The sequence below is a fragment of the Streptomyces sp. Act143 genome (assembly GCF_003143935.1).
Classification (GTDB): domain Bacteria; phylum Actinomycetota; class Actinomycetes; order Streptomycetales; family Streptomycetaceae; genus Streptomyces.
This window is the reverse complement of sequence record NZ_QFRX01000001.1, coordinates 8,529,096-8,545,644: the sequence shown is the minus strand read 5'-3', so window position 1 is coordinate 8,545,644 and position 16,549 is coordinate 8,529,096. Positions and strand designations below refer to the sequence as shown.

Here is a 16,549-nt window from a genome sequence, read left to right as displayed (position 1 = left end):
TAGGGGGGTGCCGTGCTCGGTGACCGCACACGTGACCGAGTCGTGCCGCGCGACCGGCGGCCGTTTCGGCGGCCGGCCAGCTATGCCAGCTCACCCGGGCATGCTCGGAGATCCCTTTCGTCATGCCGTAGGTGACAAACCCCCCTTTCGAACCGGATACGAAGCCGGACCGCCCAGGGGCGGGCGGTCCGACCGGACGAGAGGGAACCAGACTCATGAGCTCTGTTCTGCGCCCGGCGGCCACGGGCAAGGATCTGTCCACAGCCGGCAAATACCGGCCCGTCTCCACTCACCTGGCCATCGCACCGCCGGTGAGCGTCGTGATACCCGCCATGAACGAGGCGGAGAACCTTCCGTACGTCTTCAAGACGCTGCCCGACTGGATCCACGAAGTGGTCCTGGTGGACGGCAACTCCACGGACAACACCGTCGAAGTGGCCCGCGAGCTGTGGCCGGACGTCAAGGTCGTCCGGCAGTCCGGCAAGGGCAAGGGCGACGCGCTGATCACCGGGTTCAAGGCGTGCACCGGCGACATCATCGTGATGGTCGACGCGGACGGCTCGGCCGACGGGCACGAGATCCTCAGCTATGTCTCCGCCCTGGTCTCGGGCGCGGACTTCGCCAAGGGCTCGCGCTTCGCCAACGGCGGCGGCACCGACGACATGACCTTCATCCGCAAGCTCGGCAACTGGGCCCTGTGCACGATCGTCAACCGCAAGTTCGGCGCCCGCTACACCGATCTCTGCTACGGATACAACGCGTTCTGGCGGCGCTGCCTCGACAAGATCGACCTCGACTGCACAGGCTTCGAGATCGAGACCCTGATCAACATCCGGGTGGTCAAGGCGGGGCTCAAGGTGCAGGAGATACCGAGCTACGAGTACCTCCGCATCCACGGCGCGAGCAACCTGCGCGCGGTGCGCGACGGGTTCCGGGTGCTCAAGGTGATCCTCGGTGAGCGCTCCAACCGGCGTGAGCTGCGCCGCCAGGCCCACCACTCCCCGCTGCTCGACTCGGTACGGGGAGAGGTGTCTTGAGCGGTCCCGACGTCTCCGTCGTGATCTGCGTCTATACCGAGGACCGCTGGGAGGACATCCTCGCGGCGGTCTCCTCGGTGCGGGCGCAGTCGTACCCGGCGCGGGAGACGCTGCTGGTCGTCGACCACAATCCGGCACTCCTGGACCGGCTGGCCAAGGAGTACAAGGAGGCCGGGGAGGTGCGGGTGCTCGCCAACGCGGGCCCGCGCGGACTGTCCGCGGGCCGCAACACCGGGATCGCCGCCTCGCACGGCGAGGTGATCGCCTTCCTCGACGACGACGCCGTCGCCGAGCGCGACTGGCTGCGCCACTTCGCCGCCGGGTACGCCGACCCGAAGGTGATGGCGGTCGGCGGGCGCACCCTGCCGATCTGGGCGTCGGGCCGCCGCCCCGCCTGGTTTCCCGCGGAGTTCGACTGGGTGGTGGGCTGCACGTACAAGGGCCTGCCCGAGGGCCGGGTACGGGTGCGCAACGTCCTCGGCGGCAACGCATCGTTCCGTCGTACGGCGTTCGACGCGGCCGGCGGGTTCGCCACCGGCATCGGGCGCGACGGCGACAAGCGGCCGCTGGGCTGCGAGGAGACGGAGCTGTGCATCCGGCTCACCCGGGCCAGACCGGACGCGGTGCTGCTGATCGACGACCGGGCGGTGATCCACCACCGGGTGCCCGAGGCGCGGGAGCACTTCGGGTACTTCCGCACGCGCGCGTACGCCGAGGGTCTGTCGAAGGCGCTGGTGGCCCGGAGTGTCGGCGCGGACAAGGGACTCGAGTCCGAACGCCGGTACGCCACCCGGGTGCTGCCCGCCGGGGTGGCCCGCGGGCTGCGCGACGCGGTGCTGGCCCGGCCGGGCGGCGCGGGGCGCGCGGGCGCGATCGTCGCGGGGGTGCTGACGGCCGCCGGTGGGTACGTGGTGGGGAGCGTACGGGCGCGCAAGGGGGGCGCCACGTTCCAGGTCGCGGCGATCGAGGGGGAATCCGGATGACTGTGCCGATTCTGATGTACCACGCCGTCGCCGCCGACCCGAACGAGGCCACCCGTGAGCTGTCGGTGACACCGGAGGCCTTCGCCCAGCAGATGGATCTCATCGGGGACCTGGGCCGCACACCGATCACCACGGCCCAGCTGGCGGCGCACTGGCGCGACGGCCGGCCGCTGCCCGAACACCCGGTGCTGGTCACCTTCGACGACGGCTACGAGGGCGTCCACCGGCACGCGCTGCCCGTGCTCGCCAAGCACGGCTTCGCGGCCACCCTGTTCGTGTCCACCGCGTGGCTGCGCGGCCCGCACGACAACGGGCGGGCGCTGGGCGCCATGCTGGACTGGGACCAGGTGCGCGAACTCGCCGCGGAGGGCGTGGAGATCGGCGGGCACAGCCACACCCACCCGCAGCTCGACCAGCTCGACGACGACAGCCTGCGCCGCGAACTGATCCTGTGCAAGGAGATCGTCGCCGACGAACTCGGCACCGCTCCGGCCTCGTTCGCCTACCCGTACGGCTACTCCAGCCGCCGGGTCCGCAAGAAGGTGCGCGAGACGGGGTACGCCCAGGCTCTCGCCGTGGGCAACGGCCTGGCCCGGCGCCGGCAGGGGCCGTACGCGCTGCTGCGGGTCACCGTGCGCCGCAGTACGGACGCCGAGGAGTTCCAGCGTTTGATCGAAGGCCGGGCCATCGCCCGCACCTTCGCCCGGGACCGCGCGTTCACCAAGGGGTACGCCATGGTCCGAAGAGCACGCCAGGTCCGCCGGAAGGCCATCCGTTCCCGTGTCTGACACGACGACCACGACCGAGTCGACCGAGCCCGGGACCGAGGCGCCCGAGCAGTCGGGGCGCCGGCTGCGCCTGCCCGGGATGAGGGGCTCGTCGGGCGGCAACCAGTTGTTCCGCAACGCCTACGCCCTGATGCTGAACACGGGCATCTCCGCCGTGCTCGGCCTCGGCTTCTGGCTGGCCGCCGCCCGCTACTACTCCGAGTCCGCGGTCGGCCAGGGCTCCGCCGCGATCGCCGCGATGAAGTTCCTCGCGGGCCTGACCGCGGTGACCCTGACCGGCGCCCTGGCCCGCTTCATCCCCGTCGCCGGCCGGGCCACCGGGCAGCTCATCTTCCGTACCTACGCGGGCAGTTCGGTGCTCGTGGCGGTCGCGGCGGCCGTCTTCCTGCTGACGCTGGACGTGTGGGGGCCCTCGTACCGCTTCCTGCACGGGACGGTGAACGGGCTCGGGTTCATCGCGGCCGTCGTCGCCTGGAACCTCCTCACGCTCCAGGACGGGGTGCTGACCGGGCTGCGCAGCGCGATCTGGGTGCCGCTCGGCAACACCGTGTTCTCGGCGGTGAAGCTGGGGCTGCTGGTCGCGTTCGCGGTGGCGATCCCGACGGCCGGGGTCTTCGTGTCGTGGGTCGCGGCGATCGCGGTGTCCGTGCTGCCGCTGGGCTGGCTGGTGTTCCGGCGGCTGGTGCCCCGGCATGTGAAGGCCACCGAGGACCATGCCCGCCCGCCGACCCTGAAGGAGGTCGGCCGCTTCCTCGCGGGCGACTACACCGGCTCGCTGTTCTCGCTCGCCGTGGTCTATCTCGTCCCCGTGATCGTGGCCTCGCAGGTCAGCTCCGAGGACAACGCGTACTTCTACATCACCACCACCATCGGCGGCACCTGCAACCTGCTCGCCATCAACATGGGCGCCTCGCTGACCGTCGAGGGCTCGCACGACCCCGGGCGGCTCGCCGCCAACACCCGGGCGGCGCTCAGGCGGATGGCGCGGATCATGCTGCCGGTGGCCGGGGTGCTGTTCTTCGGCGCCCCCTGGATTCTCGGCGTGTTCGGCTCGGGGTACGCCGACGCGGCCACCCCGCTGCTGCGCTGGTTCGCGATCGGTGCGGTGCTGCGGGTCGTGATGGAGACGTACTTCGCGGTGCTGCGCGCCCAGAGCCGCACCGCCGGACTCGCCTGGTTGCAGGGCCTGCTGTGCGCGCTGGTGCTCGGACTGACGCTGCTCCTCCTCCCCCGGATGGGGCTCACCGGTGCGGGTGTCGCCGAGATCTCCTCACTCGCGGTGATCGTGGCCATCGCCGCGCCGAAGCTGTACCGGACCGTGCGGGCCGTGCCGGGCGGTGCCGTCCCCGAGGACGCGGCGCCCGACGGGGACCTCGCCGACCTGGGGGCACGCGAGGCGCCCGTCGTGCCGGGTGCCCGCAGGCGCGGGCCGGCCTGGGCGCTCGACCAGGACACCCTCGCCCTCGGCATCCACGTCGACTTCGACCACCTGGAACGCCGCCCGGACGTCCGGCCGGGCCCGGGCACCCCGCCCACGGGCATGCCGGTGGTCAGCCCCGCACCGCACCGGCCGACCTGGGCGCAGAAGCTGCCCGAGGTGGGGCTGCCGGTGGAGGCACGGGAACCCGGGTCGGAGGCGTCGCTCGGGCCGGTGGAGCGGCCGGAGGCGGAGGTGGACGCGCCGTTCGCCACCGGGGTGCGGCCGGTTCGCGAGGAAGGCACCTTACGGCTCGGAGAGTTCGCACGGCAGGAGGCCGCCGCGGGCCCGGACGAACCGGAGCCGCCGCTGTCCTGGCGTGCGCGACTCCACCCCAGCCGCGTCGGCGCCGTCGTCGGCGCTCTGCTGACCGTCGCGCTCCTGCTGTACTGGGTGCCCGCGCTGGGGCTCGGCGAGGCCGACCTGGACCGGATGGGCGGGCTCGGGCTGATCTCGGTGCTGCCGACGGCCACCCTGATCGGCGCGGGGCTGCTGGTGGTGTCGTTCGGTTCGCTGCTGTGGCTGGACCGCGAGCACAAGGCGCTGCTGATGATCGCGCTGCTCGCGACCGTGGTGTCGCTGCACGCGCTGCCCGCGGTGCTCGAGGCGGAACCCCGGTTCGCGACCGCCTGGCAGCATCTGGGCTTCCTCGACTACATCGACCGGACCGGGTCGGCGGTGCCCGACCTGGACGCGCGCTGGAGCTGGCCGGGGTTCTTCGCGGCGGCCTCGTTCGTCGCCCAGGCCTGCGGGGTCACGGACCTCACCGAACTGATCCGCTGGTGGCCGCTGGCCATCCAACTCCTCTATCTGGCACCGATGTTCCTGCTGGTGCGCTCGATGCGGGCGAGCTGGAAGGCCAAGTGGACCGGCCTGTGGGTGTTCGTGCTGTCCGGCTGGGTCGGCCAGGACTACTTCTCCCCGCAGGGCTTCACCTACCTCCTCTATCTGGTCTTCGCGGCGATCCTGCTCGTCTACTTCCGTGCCCCGCGCGTGATCTGGACGAAGAAGCGCCCCGGGGAGGTGGAGGTCGAGCCGACGAACCGCCGCCAGCGGGCCGTCCTGCTCATGGTGGTCATAGGGCTGTTCGCGGCGAGCGTCCCCGCCCACCAGCTCACCCCGTTCGTGATGCTGGGCGTGCTGGCGGCGCTGGTCCTGATCGGCAGGTCCGAACTGCGCGGCCTGCCCATCCTGTTCGCCGTGCTGGTGGCGGTGTGGGTGGGCTTCATGGCCGAGCCGTACTGGTCGGGGCACTTCGACGACCTGTTCGGCGGGGTCGGCGGGGTCGGCGGCAATGTGTCCTCGTCGGTGTCGGGCCGTATCGAGGGCGGCAGTTCCACGCACAAGCTCGTCCTCTACACACGGGTGCTGCTCGCCGGCGGTGTGATGGCCTTCGCCTGCTGGGGCTGGTGGCGCCGGCGCGACCACCACTACCGGGAGCGCTCGCTGCTGGTCCTGACCTTCGTGCCGTTCCTCGGCTTCGGCATGCAGTCGTACGGTGGCGAGATGGCGCTGCGCGTGTTCATGTTCGCGCTGCCGGGCGCCGCCCTGCTGATGGGGCTCGCGCTCTTCCCGCGCACCGGCGTCACGGCGAAGGAACGCGACAAGGACCGGGTGAGTCTGGCGCCGATGGCCGCGGTGCTGGCGGGGCTGCTGCTCATGTTCGGCTTCCTGGTGGCGCGTTGGGGCAACGAGCCGTTCGAGCGGATCCGGCCCGGCGAGGTCACCGCCATGGAGTACGTGTACGCCCATGACGATCCGACGGTCCGGCTGCTGTGGCTGAGCAACGACACGCTGAACAACGTGACCCCGGCGATGCCGTGGGGAGCGCGGGACATGGAGAAGGTCGAGTACGTGCCGACGCTGGCGCCGACCGATCCGGTGCTGGTGTCCAGCCTGGTCAAGGCGCTCAAGGACGCGGGCCCGAACTCGTATCTGATGATCAACCGCAGTCAGGTGACGTATCTGGAGATGGACGTCGGCTACTCGAAGTCCTGGGAGCCGCGGCTGATCCAGAACCTGGACAAGCGGGCCGAGTTGAGGAAGGTCTTCGTCAACCCGGACGTCACCATGTACGCGCTGGCCAAACAGCCCGCGGGCAAGGTCGCGAAGGCGGACCCGGGGCCGATCGGGCCGCAGGTGACCTGGACGCCGTGGTCGGTGGTCGGCGGACTCGCGGCGCTGGCGCTGATCGTGCTGCTGACCGCGCGCGAGGTGGTCCGGGTCGCGGTGCGGCCGGGGGTGCGGCAACTGCGCTGGCTGCAGAGCAGCTTCTGGTTCTCGCTGCCGCTGCTGACGGTGCTGTTCGCTTCACTGGTGCAGCGGTTCATGACGATGAAGTGACGACGCGGTGAGGTCCTGCGCGGTCGAGCGGTTCACCGGGTGAGCCACTTGACCTCGTAGGCCGCCATGTCGAAGCGCCGTCCGTCGATCTTCGCGCTGATCTGCCGGTCGAGGATGTTGACCACCAGGACCGCCTTGTCGGTGGCGAGGACCCGGACGTTGGGCACGTCGTCCGCCGCGACCGACACCGTCGTGTAGTCGGTCCCCGGCGGGAACGCCTTGCTGAACCTGCTGACCAGGTCGAACATGGGCAGCTGCTGCCCGCCGTCCTTCCCGCTCGTCGGCGTCCACAGGCAGCCCGCGCAGTCCGTGCCCCTCTCGTTCTCCGGGTTCCAGTAGAACGCGGACGTGGTGCCGCCCTTGGCGAGGGCGATCATCCCGGCGGCCTGGACGGCGACGCGGCGGCTCTCGGACCAGCCCTCGCGTTCGTCCTGGGCGTCGGCGGGCTCGACGTAGTACTCGGCCCACCACAGCGGCAGGTTGCCGGTCCGCTCCCGCACCCACTGGCTGACGGCGGTGAACTTGTCCGTCGCAGCGAACTCGTTCGGCAGCATCTCGTCGTCGTTGGTGTAGCTGGAGCCGTCCACGACCACGAAGTCGGCGCCGGCCTTGTTCTTGTTCCAGTAGCCGAAGGCGTCGAGGATGCGCTGGTCCATGGCGCCCCACGGGCCCTTGAAGGTCTTGGACGCGTCGTCGGAGCGGGGGTCGACGCTGTCCATCACGAGGTACGGCCCGCCGACCATGATGTCCGGGTCGACCTTCTTCAACGCCTTGTAGACGAGGTTGTAGAGCTCGGTGTAGCCCTCGTAGTCCCAGCGGGCCTCGGAGTCGTTCCAGAAGCCCTTGAACTCGTTCCAGACGATGAAGTGGCGGACGTCCGGGTAACGCTGGGCGACGGTCGCGGCGAGCGCGGCGAAGTCCTTGAAGTGCGCCCGGTCCGGGGCGGTCTCCAGCGCGGCCTGGCTCCAGTCGGTGTTGCCGACGCCCGGCTCGCCGCCCTTCATCCAGTCGGGGGCGCAGCACAGGGTGACGACCGGGGTGGAGCCGGAGGCGCGGATGAAGTCGATGCGCCGGTCCATGTCCTCGAAGTCGTAACGCCCCTTCACCGGCTCGGGGTTGTCGGCGCCCCAGCCCATGAGGTACTGGTTCTGCGGCAGCCCGCCGAGGTCCGCGATCCGCCCCTCGACCCGTTCGACGGCGGTGGAGTTGCCCTCGTCGGCGCTGTGCTGGGTGTGTGTGAACCCCCAGCCGACGTCCGGGGTCCTCGCGTCCGGTGTGCTGGTGGGGGTGCCGTGCGCCTTGCTTCCGTTGCTCGTGGTGCCGTTTGTGCTGGTGCCGTTGCCCGGCAGCGTGTTGAGGAGGGTCACGATCAGCGCCACAGCCGCCGCGCCCACACCGAGCAGTGCGGTGAGCCGCCACCGCAGTGCCCCCGAATTCCACCCATGACGTCCCATCAAGGGCAACAGTAGACGCGGGAACCGCGCATGGGGCAGGTCTTGTGAATGCACAGCTCTGTAACAGGACGGAGCGGGTGCAAGGGGTTCCATCCGACACTCCGGACGCACTGCGGAAACCGGGTGCGATCGGCGTTCTCGTGCCGGATCATGGCGGCATGTCTGCGAACCCACACGACGCTCTGCCGATCCGGCTCACCGTCGACGACAGCGACTCGCCGTCCGACGTCGTCGACGCGCTGTTCCTCGGCCGCTTCGCGACGGGCGAGCAGCCGTACTCGCACGCGGCGAACATCGACCGCGTGCGCTCCGGTGCCTCCCTCCTCCCGGACGGCGCCCGGGTGCTGCGCGTGGCCCGCGACGACGACCGCAGCGCGACGCTGGCGGAGGGCGACGGCTGGACCCTGCTGGTCTCCCGCTGGAGCCGCGGCGCCGACGTCACCGTGACGGCGACCAGCCCCGAGCTGGCCGAGAAGGTGCTCGGCGAGGCGACGGACGGCGCGGTCGACGAGCCCGAACCCCAGCCGGAGAACGTGACGATGGGCTTCTGGTACGTCTCCCCGCGCCGCGGCCCGCACCGCACGACCCGGCAGATCTCCGCGGGCACCTGGGACGAGGTGCGGGAGAACTACACCGCGCCGGTCGCCGATGCGATGGGCCGCCTGATGCGGACGACCCCCGAGGACATCGCGGGCCGGCTGCTCCTGCTGCACGGCCCGCCGGGCACCGGCAAGACCTCGGCGCTGCGCACGCTGGCCCGTTCCTGGCGGGACTGGTGCCAGGTGGACTGCGTCCTCGACCCCGAGCGGCTCTTCTCCGACGTCGGCTATCTGATGGACATCGCGATCGGCGAGGACGACGCGACGGGCAAGGGCCGCTGGCGGCTGCTGCTCCTGGAGGACTGCGACGAACTGATCCGCGGCGAGGCCAAGCACACCGCGGGCCAGGCCCTGTCGCGGCTGCTGAACCTCACCGACGGCCTGCTGGGCCAGGGACGCAACGTCCTGGTGGGGGTCACCACCAACGAGGACCTGGAGCGCCTGCACCCGGCGGTGGTCCGCCCCGGCCGCTGTCTGGCCCGGATCGAGGTGGGCCGGCTGACCCGGCGGGAGGCGGTGGGCTGGCTGGGCTCGGAGGAGGGCGTGGGCCGCGAGGGCGCGACGCTGGCGGAGCTGTACGCGCTGCGCCGGGGCACGTCCCCGACGGCGCTGCCGGAGCCGCGGGACGGGGCGGACGCGGGGCTGTACCTGTGAGTGGTTCCATGGAGGTATGACCCGGTACGTCGGCACGTCGGGCTGGCAGTACAAGGACTGGCGCGGCGCCTTCTACCCGGCGGGCTGCCCGACGCGGCTCTGGCTGGAGGAGTACGCCGCACACTTCCCGACGGTCGAGATCAACAACGCCTTCTACCGGCTGCCGTCCCGGGAGAACTTCGAGGCCTGGCGGGACCGGGTGCCGGCGGACTTCGTGGTCGCGGTGAAGGCGAGCCGCTACCTCACCCACATCAAGCGCCTGAAGGACCCCGGGGAGCCGGTCCACCGGCTGATGACCCACGCCGAGGGGCTGGGCTCCCGGCTGGGCCCGGTGCTGCTCCAGCTCCCGCCGACACTGAAGGCCGATCCGGAGCTGCTGGACGCCTGTCTCGCCCGCTTCCCCGCCGGCACCCGGGTGGCGGTCGAGCCCCGGCACGAGTCCTGGTGGACGCCGGAGGTGCGGAAGGTCCTGGAGTCCCGCTCCGCCGCCCTGTGCTGGGCCGACGTCCGCGCCCGCCCGGTCACGCCGCTGTGGCGGACGGCGGACTGGGGGTACGTCCGCTTCCACGAGGGCCGGGCGAAGCAGTGGCCGCGCTACGGCAGGCGGTCGCTGGAGACGTGGGCGCAGCGGCTCGGGGAGACCTGGTCCGACGACGAGGACGTGTACGCGTACTTCAACAACGACCCGAACGCGGCGGCGGTGGAGAACGCGAGGACCTTCGAGAGCCTGCTCCGGTGAGACTCAGCCGTCGTAAGCGGCCCGCAGCGCATCCTGTACGGCGGCCAGTGCGGCGTCCCGCTCCGCCCCCAGCCGCCGGGCCCGCTCGACGTACGCCTGTGCCGCCGACGCCAGTTCCCGGTCCGCCGCCGCGCCCGCCGCGGCCACGAACGTCCCGTTGCGGCCCCGCGTCTCGATCACGCCGTCCGTCTCCAGCGCCCGGTAGGCCTTGGCGACGGTGTTCGCGGCGAGCCCCAGCGACTCGGCCAGACCACGCACCGTCGGCAGCCGGTACCCGACGGGCAGCACCCCCGACCGCGCCTGCTCGGAGATCTGCGCCCGCACCTGCTCGTACGACGGCGCGCTGTCATCGATGTGGATCTTCAAGGTCACGCCCCGATTCTCCCGCACCGGCCGGAAAATGGGAGGCAGCCGCCGACCTCACCGCCTTAGTCTCCGGCCATATGGCAATCACCGTGCGCGACCTGCGCCCCGAGGCCCGAGCCGACCTGGAGGACTTCGTCCGGGTCCGCGAGAGCGCCCTCCCGTTCATGATCTACACGCCCGGCTCCGTGGCCTACGACCTCGCCCACATGCACCCCGACGCCCATTACCGTCCCCTGGTGGCGGAGGAGGACGGCGAGGTGATCGGCACGGCCCAGGTGGGGCTCGTGCACGACAGCCCGGAGCCCGGCCAGGGGTACGTCAACGTGTACGTGCACCCGGAGCGGACGCGCCGCGGCGCCGGAACGCTGCTGGTGAACACCGCCGAGGAGCACCTCGCCGGCCTCGGCGCGAGCAGGCTGTACGCGTGGGTCCTGGACGAGCCGGTCAACCGCGCCTTCGCCGGACACCGCGGCTACCGCGCGAGCCGTTCCGCGTACTTCTTGCGCCTGGACCTCGCGCACGGCACGCTGCCCCCGTTGCAGGACCCGCCGCCCGGCGTCGAACTGCGTACGGGCGTGGACTTCGCCGCCGACCCGCGCCCGCTGTTCGAGCTGGACGCGGCGACGGTCGCGGACGAACCGAGCGACGTGGACAACGAGTTCACCGACTACGAGGCCTGGTTGCGGGAGACCTGGCACCACCCGCTGATCAGCCAGGAGCTGACCTCGGTGGCCGTCGTCAATGGCCGTCCGGCCGCCTTCAGCCTGGCCCGCACCGACGGCGGCACCCGCTACGGAACCGTCATGACCGGCACCGCCCGTGACTTCCGGGGCAGGGGTCTCGCCAAGCTCGCCAAGAACGACTCCCTGCACCGCGCCCGCGCGGCGGGCTGCACGGAGGCGCTCACCGGCAACGACACGGGCAACGGCCCGATGATCGCGATCAACAAGTGGTTCGGGTACGAGATCAGTGCTACGGAGGTTCGGTATGTCCGTGAACTCGGCTGAGAGGAAGACCGAGTTGGAGGTCGTCCTGGTCAAGGCGGGCCGCACGAAGATCCGTTACCGGAGCGAGCTCCTGCGGGACGACGGCAACCACATCGCCGTCCGTGCGGCCTGGGCGGGCGAGGGCGTCCGCGACTTCGGCTTCGTCCGCTTCGAGCCCGGGGACGTGTTCACGGAGCACTACTGGCGGGACCGCTGGTACGCGGTGAAGGAGGTCCGCGCGGGCGACGGCACGCTCAAGGGCTGGTACTGCGACATGACCCGCCCGGCCGTGCTGGACGGCGCCGAGCTGGTCGTGGAGGACCTCGACCTCGACCTGTGGCGGTCCGCCGACGGCACGGCCGTACTGCGCCTGGACGAGGACGAGTTCGCCGAGAGCGGTCTGGCGGAGCGGGACCCCGGCGCGGCGGCGGCCGCCGTGGCTGCCCTCGACGAGCTGGAGAAACTGGCCCGCACGGAGGGGGGCCTCGCCGGGCTCCTCGTCCAGGGCCGGCGGGACTTTCACCACCGGCTCTAGGCCGCCGTCGCCACCACCACGTACCGCTCGTCCTCCACCGCCCTCCCCCACAGCAGCGGATCGCCGGACAGCCGTTCCACGCGTACCTGCCCGGCGAGCGGCTCGACGAGGGCGGTGAGGCGGTCCGCGGGTATGCCGACCGGGCTGACCGCGCCCCAGACGCCCTCGACGAGGACGAGGCGGCCCTCGGGGCGCAGCAGTTGCCGCCAGTGCCGCAGGGCGCGCCCCGGGTCGGGGAGCGTCCACAGCACGTGCCGTACGAGGACGACGTCGAAGCGCTGCTCCCCCACCGGCGGTGCCGCCGCGTCACCGACGAGGAACACCGCGTCACGTCCGGCGAGCTTGGCGCGGGCGAGGTCCACCATCGCCGGGGCGCTGTCGACTCCGGTGACGCGGTGTCCCTGTTCGGCCGCGAGGAGCGACAGGCTGCCGGTGCCGCAGCCGAGGTCGAGCACGTCACAGGCCCGGCCGGGCAGCCAGGTGCGCAGCCGCTCCGCCCAGGCGGCGCGCACCCGGGGGTCGCGCAGGCCGTGGTCCGGCTCCTCGTCGAACGTGGCCGCCGACGCGTTCCAATCCGGATCCGCGTCGGCTTCGAATTCCCTGTGATCGGTCATGGTCACCAGACTTGCACCCGCCACTGACAATCAGACGCCGCTGGAACATCGCTCGAAAGTCAGTCGAAATCGTGATGACCGCCACTGACAGATCGCCGCCGATGAGGAACTCTCCCCAAAAGGGTCTACCTCCGTGAGAACGCGGAACTCGGTAGGCCTTGAAGGAGGCAGCCATGCGCCGTACTACCGTGCAGAAGCCCCTGAAGAGGACGGACGCCCGCCGGATCCGCGAGGAGGCCGAAGAGCGCCCCGCAGGACGCCCGGAGGTGCGAAAGGACATCGCACGCACCTGGTGGCCGGACGGCTGACGGCAGCAGGCTCAGCCGAGTCGCTTGCGGTAGTGGACGCGGTCGTAGGGCCCGTCCACTCTCCGTTCCACGACCTCGTACCCGTACTTCGGGTAGATCTTCTGGTTCTCCCACATCATCGCGTTCGTGTAGAGCCTGACCTCGGGCAGGCCGAGCGCACGCGCGTGTGCGTCCACGAACCGCAGCAGCCGTCCGCCCACGCCCGTTCCCTGGGCGTCGGGGTGGACGGCGATGTTGTCGAGGTAGAGATGGTCCTCGTACGCCTCGACGACCACCAGTCCGCACACGGGCTCGCCGGTGACGAACACCCGCCCCTCGGCCACGCTCGCCGCGTGGTCGCGCTCCATGGGCTGCGGCACCACGCCGATGCGCTCGATGTAGTGGTGGTACGCCGCGTCGGTCACGGCCTTCACGGCCGGCACGTCGGCCGCGGTGGCCTGCCGGATCTCCTCGTTCGCCATGCGCGCACGCTATCTGCCTGATCGCAGTCTCAGCACTCCCTTAAGCGGGCCATAAAGATCGTTCCCGGCCGCCACAAGCGGGGGATTTCACGGTTTCTTGGTTCCGGCACCTGCCATTCCGGCATCCGTCAGCACCGCTTCCGAGGAGTCCCTTCATGCCCGCACGCCGCACGGCCGCCACCGTCGCCGCCCTCGGCCTGACCCCGCTCGCCCTCACCGCGCTCGCCGCGGCGCCCGCGTCGGCGCACGGCACGCTCGGCGATCCGGTGAGCCGGGTCGCCCAGTGCTACGCGGAGGGTCCCGAGAGCCCGAAGTCGGACGCGTGCAAGGCAGTGATCGCGGCTGGGGGCACCCCCTCTGGGGGAGGCACCCAGGCGCTCTACGACTGGAACGGCGTCCGCATCGGCGACGCGAACGGGCAGCACCAGACGCTGATCCCGGACGGCAGGCTGTGCAGCGCGAACAGCGACGAGTTCAAGGGTCTGGACCTGGCTCGCGCGGACTGGCCGGCGACGAGCGTGCGCAGTGGGCCGTACACCTTCAAGTACCGCGTGACGGCCCCGCACAAGGGCACCTTCAAGGTCTATCTGACCAAGGAGGGCTACGACCCGACGCAGCCGCTCGCCTGGGACGACCTGGACCTGGACCACCCGGTGGCGACGGCGACCGACCCGGTCGCGACGAACGGCTACTACACGTTCGCCGGCACCCTCCCGGAGCGCTCCGGCGCCCAGTTGCTGTACGCGATCTGGCAGCGTTCGGACAGCCCGGAGGCGTTCTACTCCTGCTCGGACGTGACATACGGCGGCAGCGGTGGCGGCAGTGGCAGCGGTACGGCGGGCAGCGCGTCCCCGGCCCCGAGCGCCTCCGCCCCGTCCGAGGAGCAGATCGAGGAGGGCGCGGACAAGTCGACGGTGGAGCACGGCGGGCACGGCGACCAGGACGCGTCCACGTCGGCCGAGCCGACCACCGCCGCGGCCCCGGAGTCGAGCCCGGTGACCGGCGTCAAGGCGGCCGGCGCCTCGCAGGACCTCGCCGAGACGGGCGGCGACAGCAGCACCGCGTACCTGGCCATGGGCGGCACCGCCGTCCTAGCGGCCGGCGCGGCGATCCTCTTCGGGTCGGTGCGACGGCGCGCGGTGAGCGGGGGCAGGCACGGCCGCTGAGGCCGGGGCCTCACGGGGGGCGGGGGGTGTCCGGCGGCTCAGGCCGGGCACCCCCCGGTCGTGCGTGGCACGTGTCAGCCGATGACCGACGCGCAGGTGGTCGCGGTGGCGTGCGCCGGGTCGAGCGCGTTGGCCACCTCGTGGAAGGCGATCAGGCTGAACAGGCCGATCGCCACGTGCTCGGAGAGGTCGAGCGGGCACAGGTCCTGGAGCAGGACGTTGCGGACGCCGGTCCCGCTGAGGTACTGGCTGCGGTACGGGGTGACGACCTCGTCGTACTTGGTGGCGAGGACGGTGTACTTGACGCCGGGGACGGTGTCGCCGCCCTCGTTGAGCTTGGTCAGGAAGGGCGATCCGGCGACCTGGTCGGCGAGGGCGGGGGTGCTGGTGGAGAGCAGGTCCGCGGCGCCGGGGAAGTAGGGCAGCAGCTGGGTGAGGCCGTTGAGGGTGGTGCCGTGGTTGCTGGGTGCGATGCCGACGAGGGCGTTCACCTTGGCGGCTCCGCCGAGGAACTTGAGGTAGTAGCGGGGCATCATGCCGCCCTGCGAGTGGCCGACGACGTCGGTCTCGGCGGCGCCGGTCGCGGCGAGCACCTTGTCGACGAAGGCGGAGAGCTGCTCGGCCGACTTGTCGACGGGGCCGAGGCCGTGGAAGACGGGGACGCCGGGGAGCTGTCCGTAGTCGAGGGAGAAGACGCAGTAGTCGCGCTTCTCCAGGTAGGGCGCGAGGCCGAGCCAGTTGTCGACGGAGTTGCCGAGGGTGCCGTGCACGAGGACGACGGGGCGGGGGTGGGCGGCGGAGGGCCGGCAGGAGTAGTCGTTCCAGCCGGAGTGGGGGGCGTCCGCGGCTCGGGCGGCGGTGGCGGGGACGACGGCGACCGCGGCGGTCAGCAGCAGCGCGGTCAGGGGTCTGAGCAGTCGTTTCCAGGGCAGCATCGGGTGATCTCCTTGCGGCTCAAGGGAGTTGCGACGGCCTTACGCCCTGTGATCCGGATCACGAGGATGCTGTTCATTCGTCAAGTTACGGACGAGTAGCGCAAGTGTGAAGTTACGCGTCAGTAAAAACTTCCAGTGCTAGCAAGAGACGAGCGGGACTGCAGGTGAACCGTCACCAGGCGGGCCTGATCGGACCATAGGGCGCGATGCGCGCCAATTGATCACGCAACGCCCGCACTTCACTCTCCCCGAGCAGTTCGACCCACGGCCGGACCGCGTCCGCGGCGGCCTCCTCGGCGGCCCGCGTGCACGCCCACCCCCGCTCGGTCAGCACCACGAGCCGGGCCCGCGCGTCACCGGGATGCGCGTTGCGCTCCACATAACCCCTGCGCACCAGCTCGTCGACGAGCTGACTGGCGGCCTGCTTGGTCACCCCGAGATGCGCGGCGAGCTCGGTGACCGTGGCACCGCCCGCGGAGAGCCGGGTGAACGCGAACCCCCAGGCGGGCCGCGCCTCGAATCCGCGCGCGACGACACCGTCGTTGATGCGCTGCGTCAGATCACCCGCGGCGGCGAGCAGGACGGCGGTCAGGGCGAGGGCTTCGGAGTTCTGCACACCCGCATTGAAACACCCTTGACGAATTGGTCAAGCAGCTTGACCATAGGAGCACATAGTCAACCTGCTTGACCATCTACCGATCCGGGGGGCCACCCATGCCTGTCATCCACCCGTCCGAAGCCGTCACCCACGAGATCCACGGCGCCCGTTTCGTCTCGTACGCCACTCCCCTCAGCGGCAGCGAGGAGCTGTGCGCCTGGCGCGGGGAGATCCCTGCGGGGACGAAGGCCCCCGCTCACACGGTCAACCGGGAGGAGATCCTCCATCTCCTGGCCGGCGAGCTGCTGATCACCCTCGACGGCGACACCCACCGGGTCACCCCGGGCGACACGGTGATCGTGAACCCCGGCGCCACCCTGAGCGTCGAGAACCCGACCGACGAAACCGCCGTCACCTGGGTCACCACGTCCATCGGCCTGTCGGCGACGCTGGCCGACGGCTCGGTCATCACTCCGCCGTGGGCCAACTGAGCGCGGCCACCGGGG

General features: G+C 71.2%; 17 protein-coding genes. 11 read left to right on the top strand and 6 right to left on the bottom strand.

Going from position 1 to position 16,549, the window contains the following annotated elements:
• Window positions 1-215 precede the first annotated feature (215 nt).
• The 4 genes from DI272_RS39045 to DI272_RS39030 are packed head-to-tail and all read left to right on the top strand — an operon-like array spanning window position 216 to window position 6,628.
• Entirely contained in the window at window positions 216-1,037 is an 822-nt protein-coding gene (locus DI272_RS39045) for a glycosyltransferase family 2 protein (protein ID WP_109499896.1), read from the top strand.
• On the top strand, window positions 1,034-2,020 hold the full coding sequence (locus tag DI272_RS39040) for a glycosyltransferase family 2 protein (RefSeq protein WP_109499895.1): 987 nt from the start codon (window positions 1,034-1,036) through the stop codon (window positions 2,018-2,020). Before DI272_RS39045 ends, DI272_RS39040 begins: the two co-directional genes overlap by 4 nt.
• Window positions 2,017-2,808 carry a polysaccharide deacetylase family protein gene (locus DI272_RS39035; RefSeq protein ID WP_181387460.1) on the top strand — a complete coding sequence of 264 codons (792 nt, stop codon included), beginning with the start codon at window positions 2,017-2,019 and terminating at the stop codon, window positions 2,806-2,808. Before DI272_RS39040 ends, DI272_RS39035 begins: the two co-directional genes overlap by 4 nt.
• A complete protein-coding gene (locus DI272_RS39030; RefSeq protein ID WP_109499893.1) occupies window positions 2,801-6,628 on the top strand; it encodes a hypothetical protein in 3,828 nt (1,275 codons plus the stop codon). The genes DI272_RS39035 and DI272_RS39030 overlap by 8 nt, the downstream gene beginning before the upstream one ends.
• Window positions 6,629-6,660: 32 nt before the next feature.
• Here the strand turns inward: DI272_RS39030 and DI272_RS39025 are convergent, their stop codons facing one another.
• Window positions 6,661-8,082, bottom strand: a complete 1,422-nt coding sequence (locus tag DI272_RS39025) for a xylan 1,4-beta-xylosidase (protein WP_109499892.1) — start codon at window positions 8,080-8,082, stop codon at window positions 6,661-6,663.
• A gap of 158 nt (window positions 8,083-8,240) precedes the next feature.
• Here DI272_RS39025 and DI272_RS39020 point away from each other — a divergent pair, with 158 nt between their 5' ends.
• The gene (locus tag DI272_RS39020; RefSeq protein ID WP_109499891.1) at window positions 8,241-9,335 is read left to right on the top strand and encodes a DUF5925 domain-containing protein; all 1,095 of its coding nucleotides are present in this window, start codon (window positions 8,241-8,243) and stop codon (window positions 9,333-9,335) included.
• A gap of 16 nt (window positions 9,336-9,351) precedes the next feature.
• Window positions 9,352-10,074, top strand: coding sequence for a DUF72 domain-containing protein (locus tag DI272_RS39015; RefSeq protein ID WP_109499890.1), 723 nt, complete (start codon window positions 9,352-9,354; stop codon window positions 10,072-10,074).
• Between the two features lie 3 nt (window positions 10,075-10,077).
• On the opposite strand, the gene DI272_RS39010 is transcribed toward DI272_RS39015, so the two are convergent.
• Complete coding sequence (locus DI272_RS39010) at window positions 10,078-10,446, bottom strand: GntR family transcriptional regulator (protein WP_181387459.1); 369 nt, start codon at window positions 10,444-10,446, stop codon at window positions 10,078-10,080.
• 71 nt (window positions 10,447-10,517) lie between these two features.
• Between DI272_RS39010 and DI272_RS39005 the strand changes: the two genes are divergently transcribed.
• Both DI272_RS39005 and DI272_RS39000 read left to right on the top strand, forming a co-directional pair.
• Window positions 10,518-11,447: a GNAT family N-acetyltransferase gene (locus DI272_RS39005; protein WP_109499888.1), complete on the top strand. Its 930-nt coding sequence runs from the start codon at window positions 10,518-10,520 to the stop codon at window positions 11,445-11,447.
• Window positions 11,428-11,961 (top strand): DUF402 domain-containing protein, encoded by a 534-nt coding sequence (locus tag DI272_RS39000; protein ID WP_109499887.1) that lies wholly within the window; start codon window positions 11,428-11,430, stop codon window positions 11,959-11,961. Before DI272_RS39005 ends, DI272_RS39000 begins: the two co-directional genes overlap by 20 nt.
• Here the strand turns inward: DI272_RS39000 and DI272_RS38995 are convergent.
• On the bottom strand, window positions 11,958-12,575 hold the full coding sequence (locus DI272_RS38995; RefSeq protein ID WP_109501273.1) for a bifunctional 2-polyprenyl-6-hydroxyphenol methylase/3-demethylubiquinol 3-O-methyltransferase UbiG: 618 nt from the start codon (window positions 12,573-12,575) through the stop codon (window positions 11,958-11,960). The two genes, DI272_RS39000 and DI272_RS38995, sit on opposite strands and share 4 nt — an antisense overlap.
• A 173-nt stretch (window positions 12,576-12,748) precedes the next feature.
• Here DI272_RS38995 and DI272_RS45765 point away from each other — a divergent pair, with 173 nt between their 5' ends.
• Window positions 12,749-12,883: a hypothetical protein gene (locus DI272_RS45765; RefSeq protein ID WP_020139373.1), complete on the top strand. Its 135-nt coding sequence runs from the start codon at window positions 12,749-12,751 to the stop codon at window positions 12,881-12,883.
• A gap of 11 nt (window positions 12,884-12,894) precedes the next feature.
• On the opposite strand, the gene DI272_RS38985 is transcribed toward DI272_RS45765, so the two are convergent.
• Window positions 12,895-13,344 (bottom strand): GNAT family N-acetyltransferase, encoded by a 450-nt coding sequence (locus DI272_RS38985; protein WP_109499886.1) that lies wholly within the window; start codon window positions 13,342-13,344, stop codon window positions 12,895-12,897.
• A gap of 155 nt (window positions 13,345-13,499) precedes the next feature.
• On the opposite strand from DI272_RS38985, the gene DI272_RS38980 reads away from it, so the two are divergent.
• Window positions 13,500-14,510 carry a lytic polysaccharide monooxygenase gene (locus DI272_RS38980; RefSeq protein ID WP_109499885.1) on the top strand — a complete coding sequence of 337 codons (1,011 nt, stop codon included), beginning with the start codon at window positions 13,500-13,502 and terminating at the stop codon, window positions 14,508-14,510.
• 74 nt (window positions 14,511-14,584) lie between these two features.
• Here the strand turns inward: DI272_RS38980 and DI272_RS38975 are convergent, their stop codons facing one another.
• Together DI272_RS38975 and DI272_RS38970 are read right to left on the bottom strand one after the other, a co-directional pair.
• On the bottom strand, window positions 14,585-15,445 hold the full coding sequence (locus DI272_RS38975; RefSeq protein WP_109499884.1) for a triacylglycerol lipase: 861 nt from the start codon (window positions 15,443-15,445) through the stop codon (window positions 14,585-14,587).
• Window positions 15,446-15,617: 172 nt separating this feature from the next.
• Entirely contained in the window at window positions 15,618-16,061 is a 444-nt protein-coding gene (locus DI272_RS38970; RefSeq protein ID WP_109499883.1) for a MarR family winged helix-turn-helix transcriptional regulator, read from the bottom strand.
• 98 nt (window positions 16,062-16,159) lie between these two features.
• Between DI272_RS38970 and DI272_RS38965 the strand changes: the two genes are divergently transcribed.
• Window positions 16,160-16,534: a cupin domain-containing protein gene (locus DI272_RS38965; RefSeq protein WP_109499882.1), complete on the top strand. Its 375-nt coding sequence runs from the start codon at window positions 16,160-16,162 to the stop codon at window positions 16,532-16,534.
• Window positions 16,535-16,549: the final 15 nt, after the last annotated feature.

Excerpts from the sequence above, each read along its gene's own strand:
- DI272_RS39045 (WP_109499896.1), top strand. The coding sequence starts at position 216 with ATGAGCTCTGTTCTGCGCCCGGCGGCCACGGGCAAGGATCTGTCCACA.
- DI272_RS39035 (WP_181387460.1), top strand. The coding sequence starts at position 2,017 with ATGACTGTGCCGATTCTGATGTACCACGCCGTCGCCGCCGACCCGAAC.
- DI272_RS39025 (WP_109499892.1), bottom strand. The coding sequence starts at position 8,082 with ATGGGACGTCATGGGTGGAATTCGGGGGCACTGCGGTGGCGGCTCACC.
- DI272_RS39020 (WP_109499891.1), top strand. The coding sequence starts at position 8,241 with ATGTCTGCGAACCCACACGACGCTCTGCCGATCCGGCTCACCGTCGAC.
- DI272_RS39015 (WP_109499890.1), top strand. The coding sequence starts at position 9,352 with ATGACCCGGTACGTCGGCACGTCGGGCTGGCAGTACAAGGACTGGCGC.
- DI272_RS39005 (WP_109499888.1), top strand. The coding sequence starts at position 10,518 with ATGGCAATCACCGTGCGCGACCTGCGCCCCGAGGCCCGAGCCGACCTG.
- DI272_RS39000 (WP_109499887.1), top strand. The coding sequence starts at position 11,428 with ATGTCCGTGAACTCGGCTGAGAGGAAGACCGAGTTGGAGGTCGTCCTG.
- DI272_RS38995 (WP_109501273.1), bottom strand. The coding sequence starts at position 12,575 with ATGACCGATCACAGGGAATTCGAAGCCGACGCGGATCCGGATTGGAAC.
- DI272_RS45765 (WP_020139373.1), top strand. The coding sequence starts at position 12,749 with ATGCGCCGTACTACCGTGCAGAAGCCCCTGAAGAGGACGGACGCCCGC.
- DI272_RS38985 (WP_109499886.1), bottom strand. The coding sequence starts at position 13,344 with ATGGCGAACGAGGAGATCCGGCAGGCCACCGCGGCCGACGTGCCGGCC.
- DI272_RS38980 (WP_109499885.1), top strand. The coding sequence starts at position 13,500 with ATGCCCGCACGCCGCACGGCCGCCACCGTCGCCGCCCTCGGCCTGACC.
- DI272_RS38975 (WP_109499884.1), bottom strand. The coding sequence starts at position 15,445 with ATGCTGCCCTGGAAACGACTGCTCAGACCCCTGACCGCGCTGCTGCTG.
- DI272_RS38965 (WP_109499882.1), top strand. The coding sequence starts at position 16,160 with ATGCCTGTCATCCACCCGTCCGAAGCCGTCACCCACGAGATCCACGGC.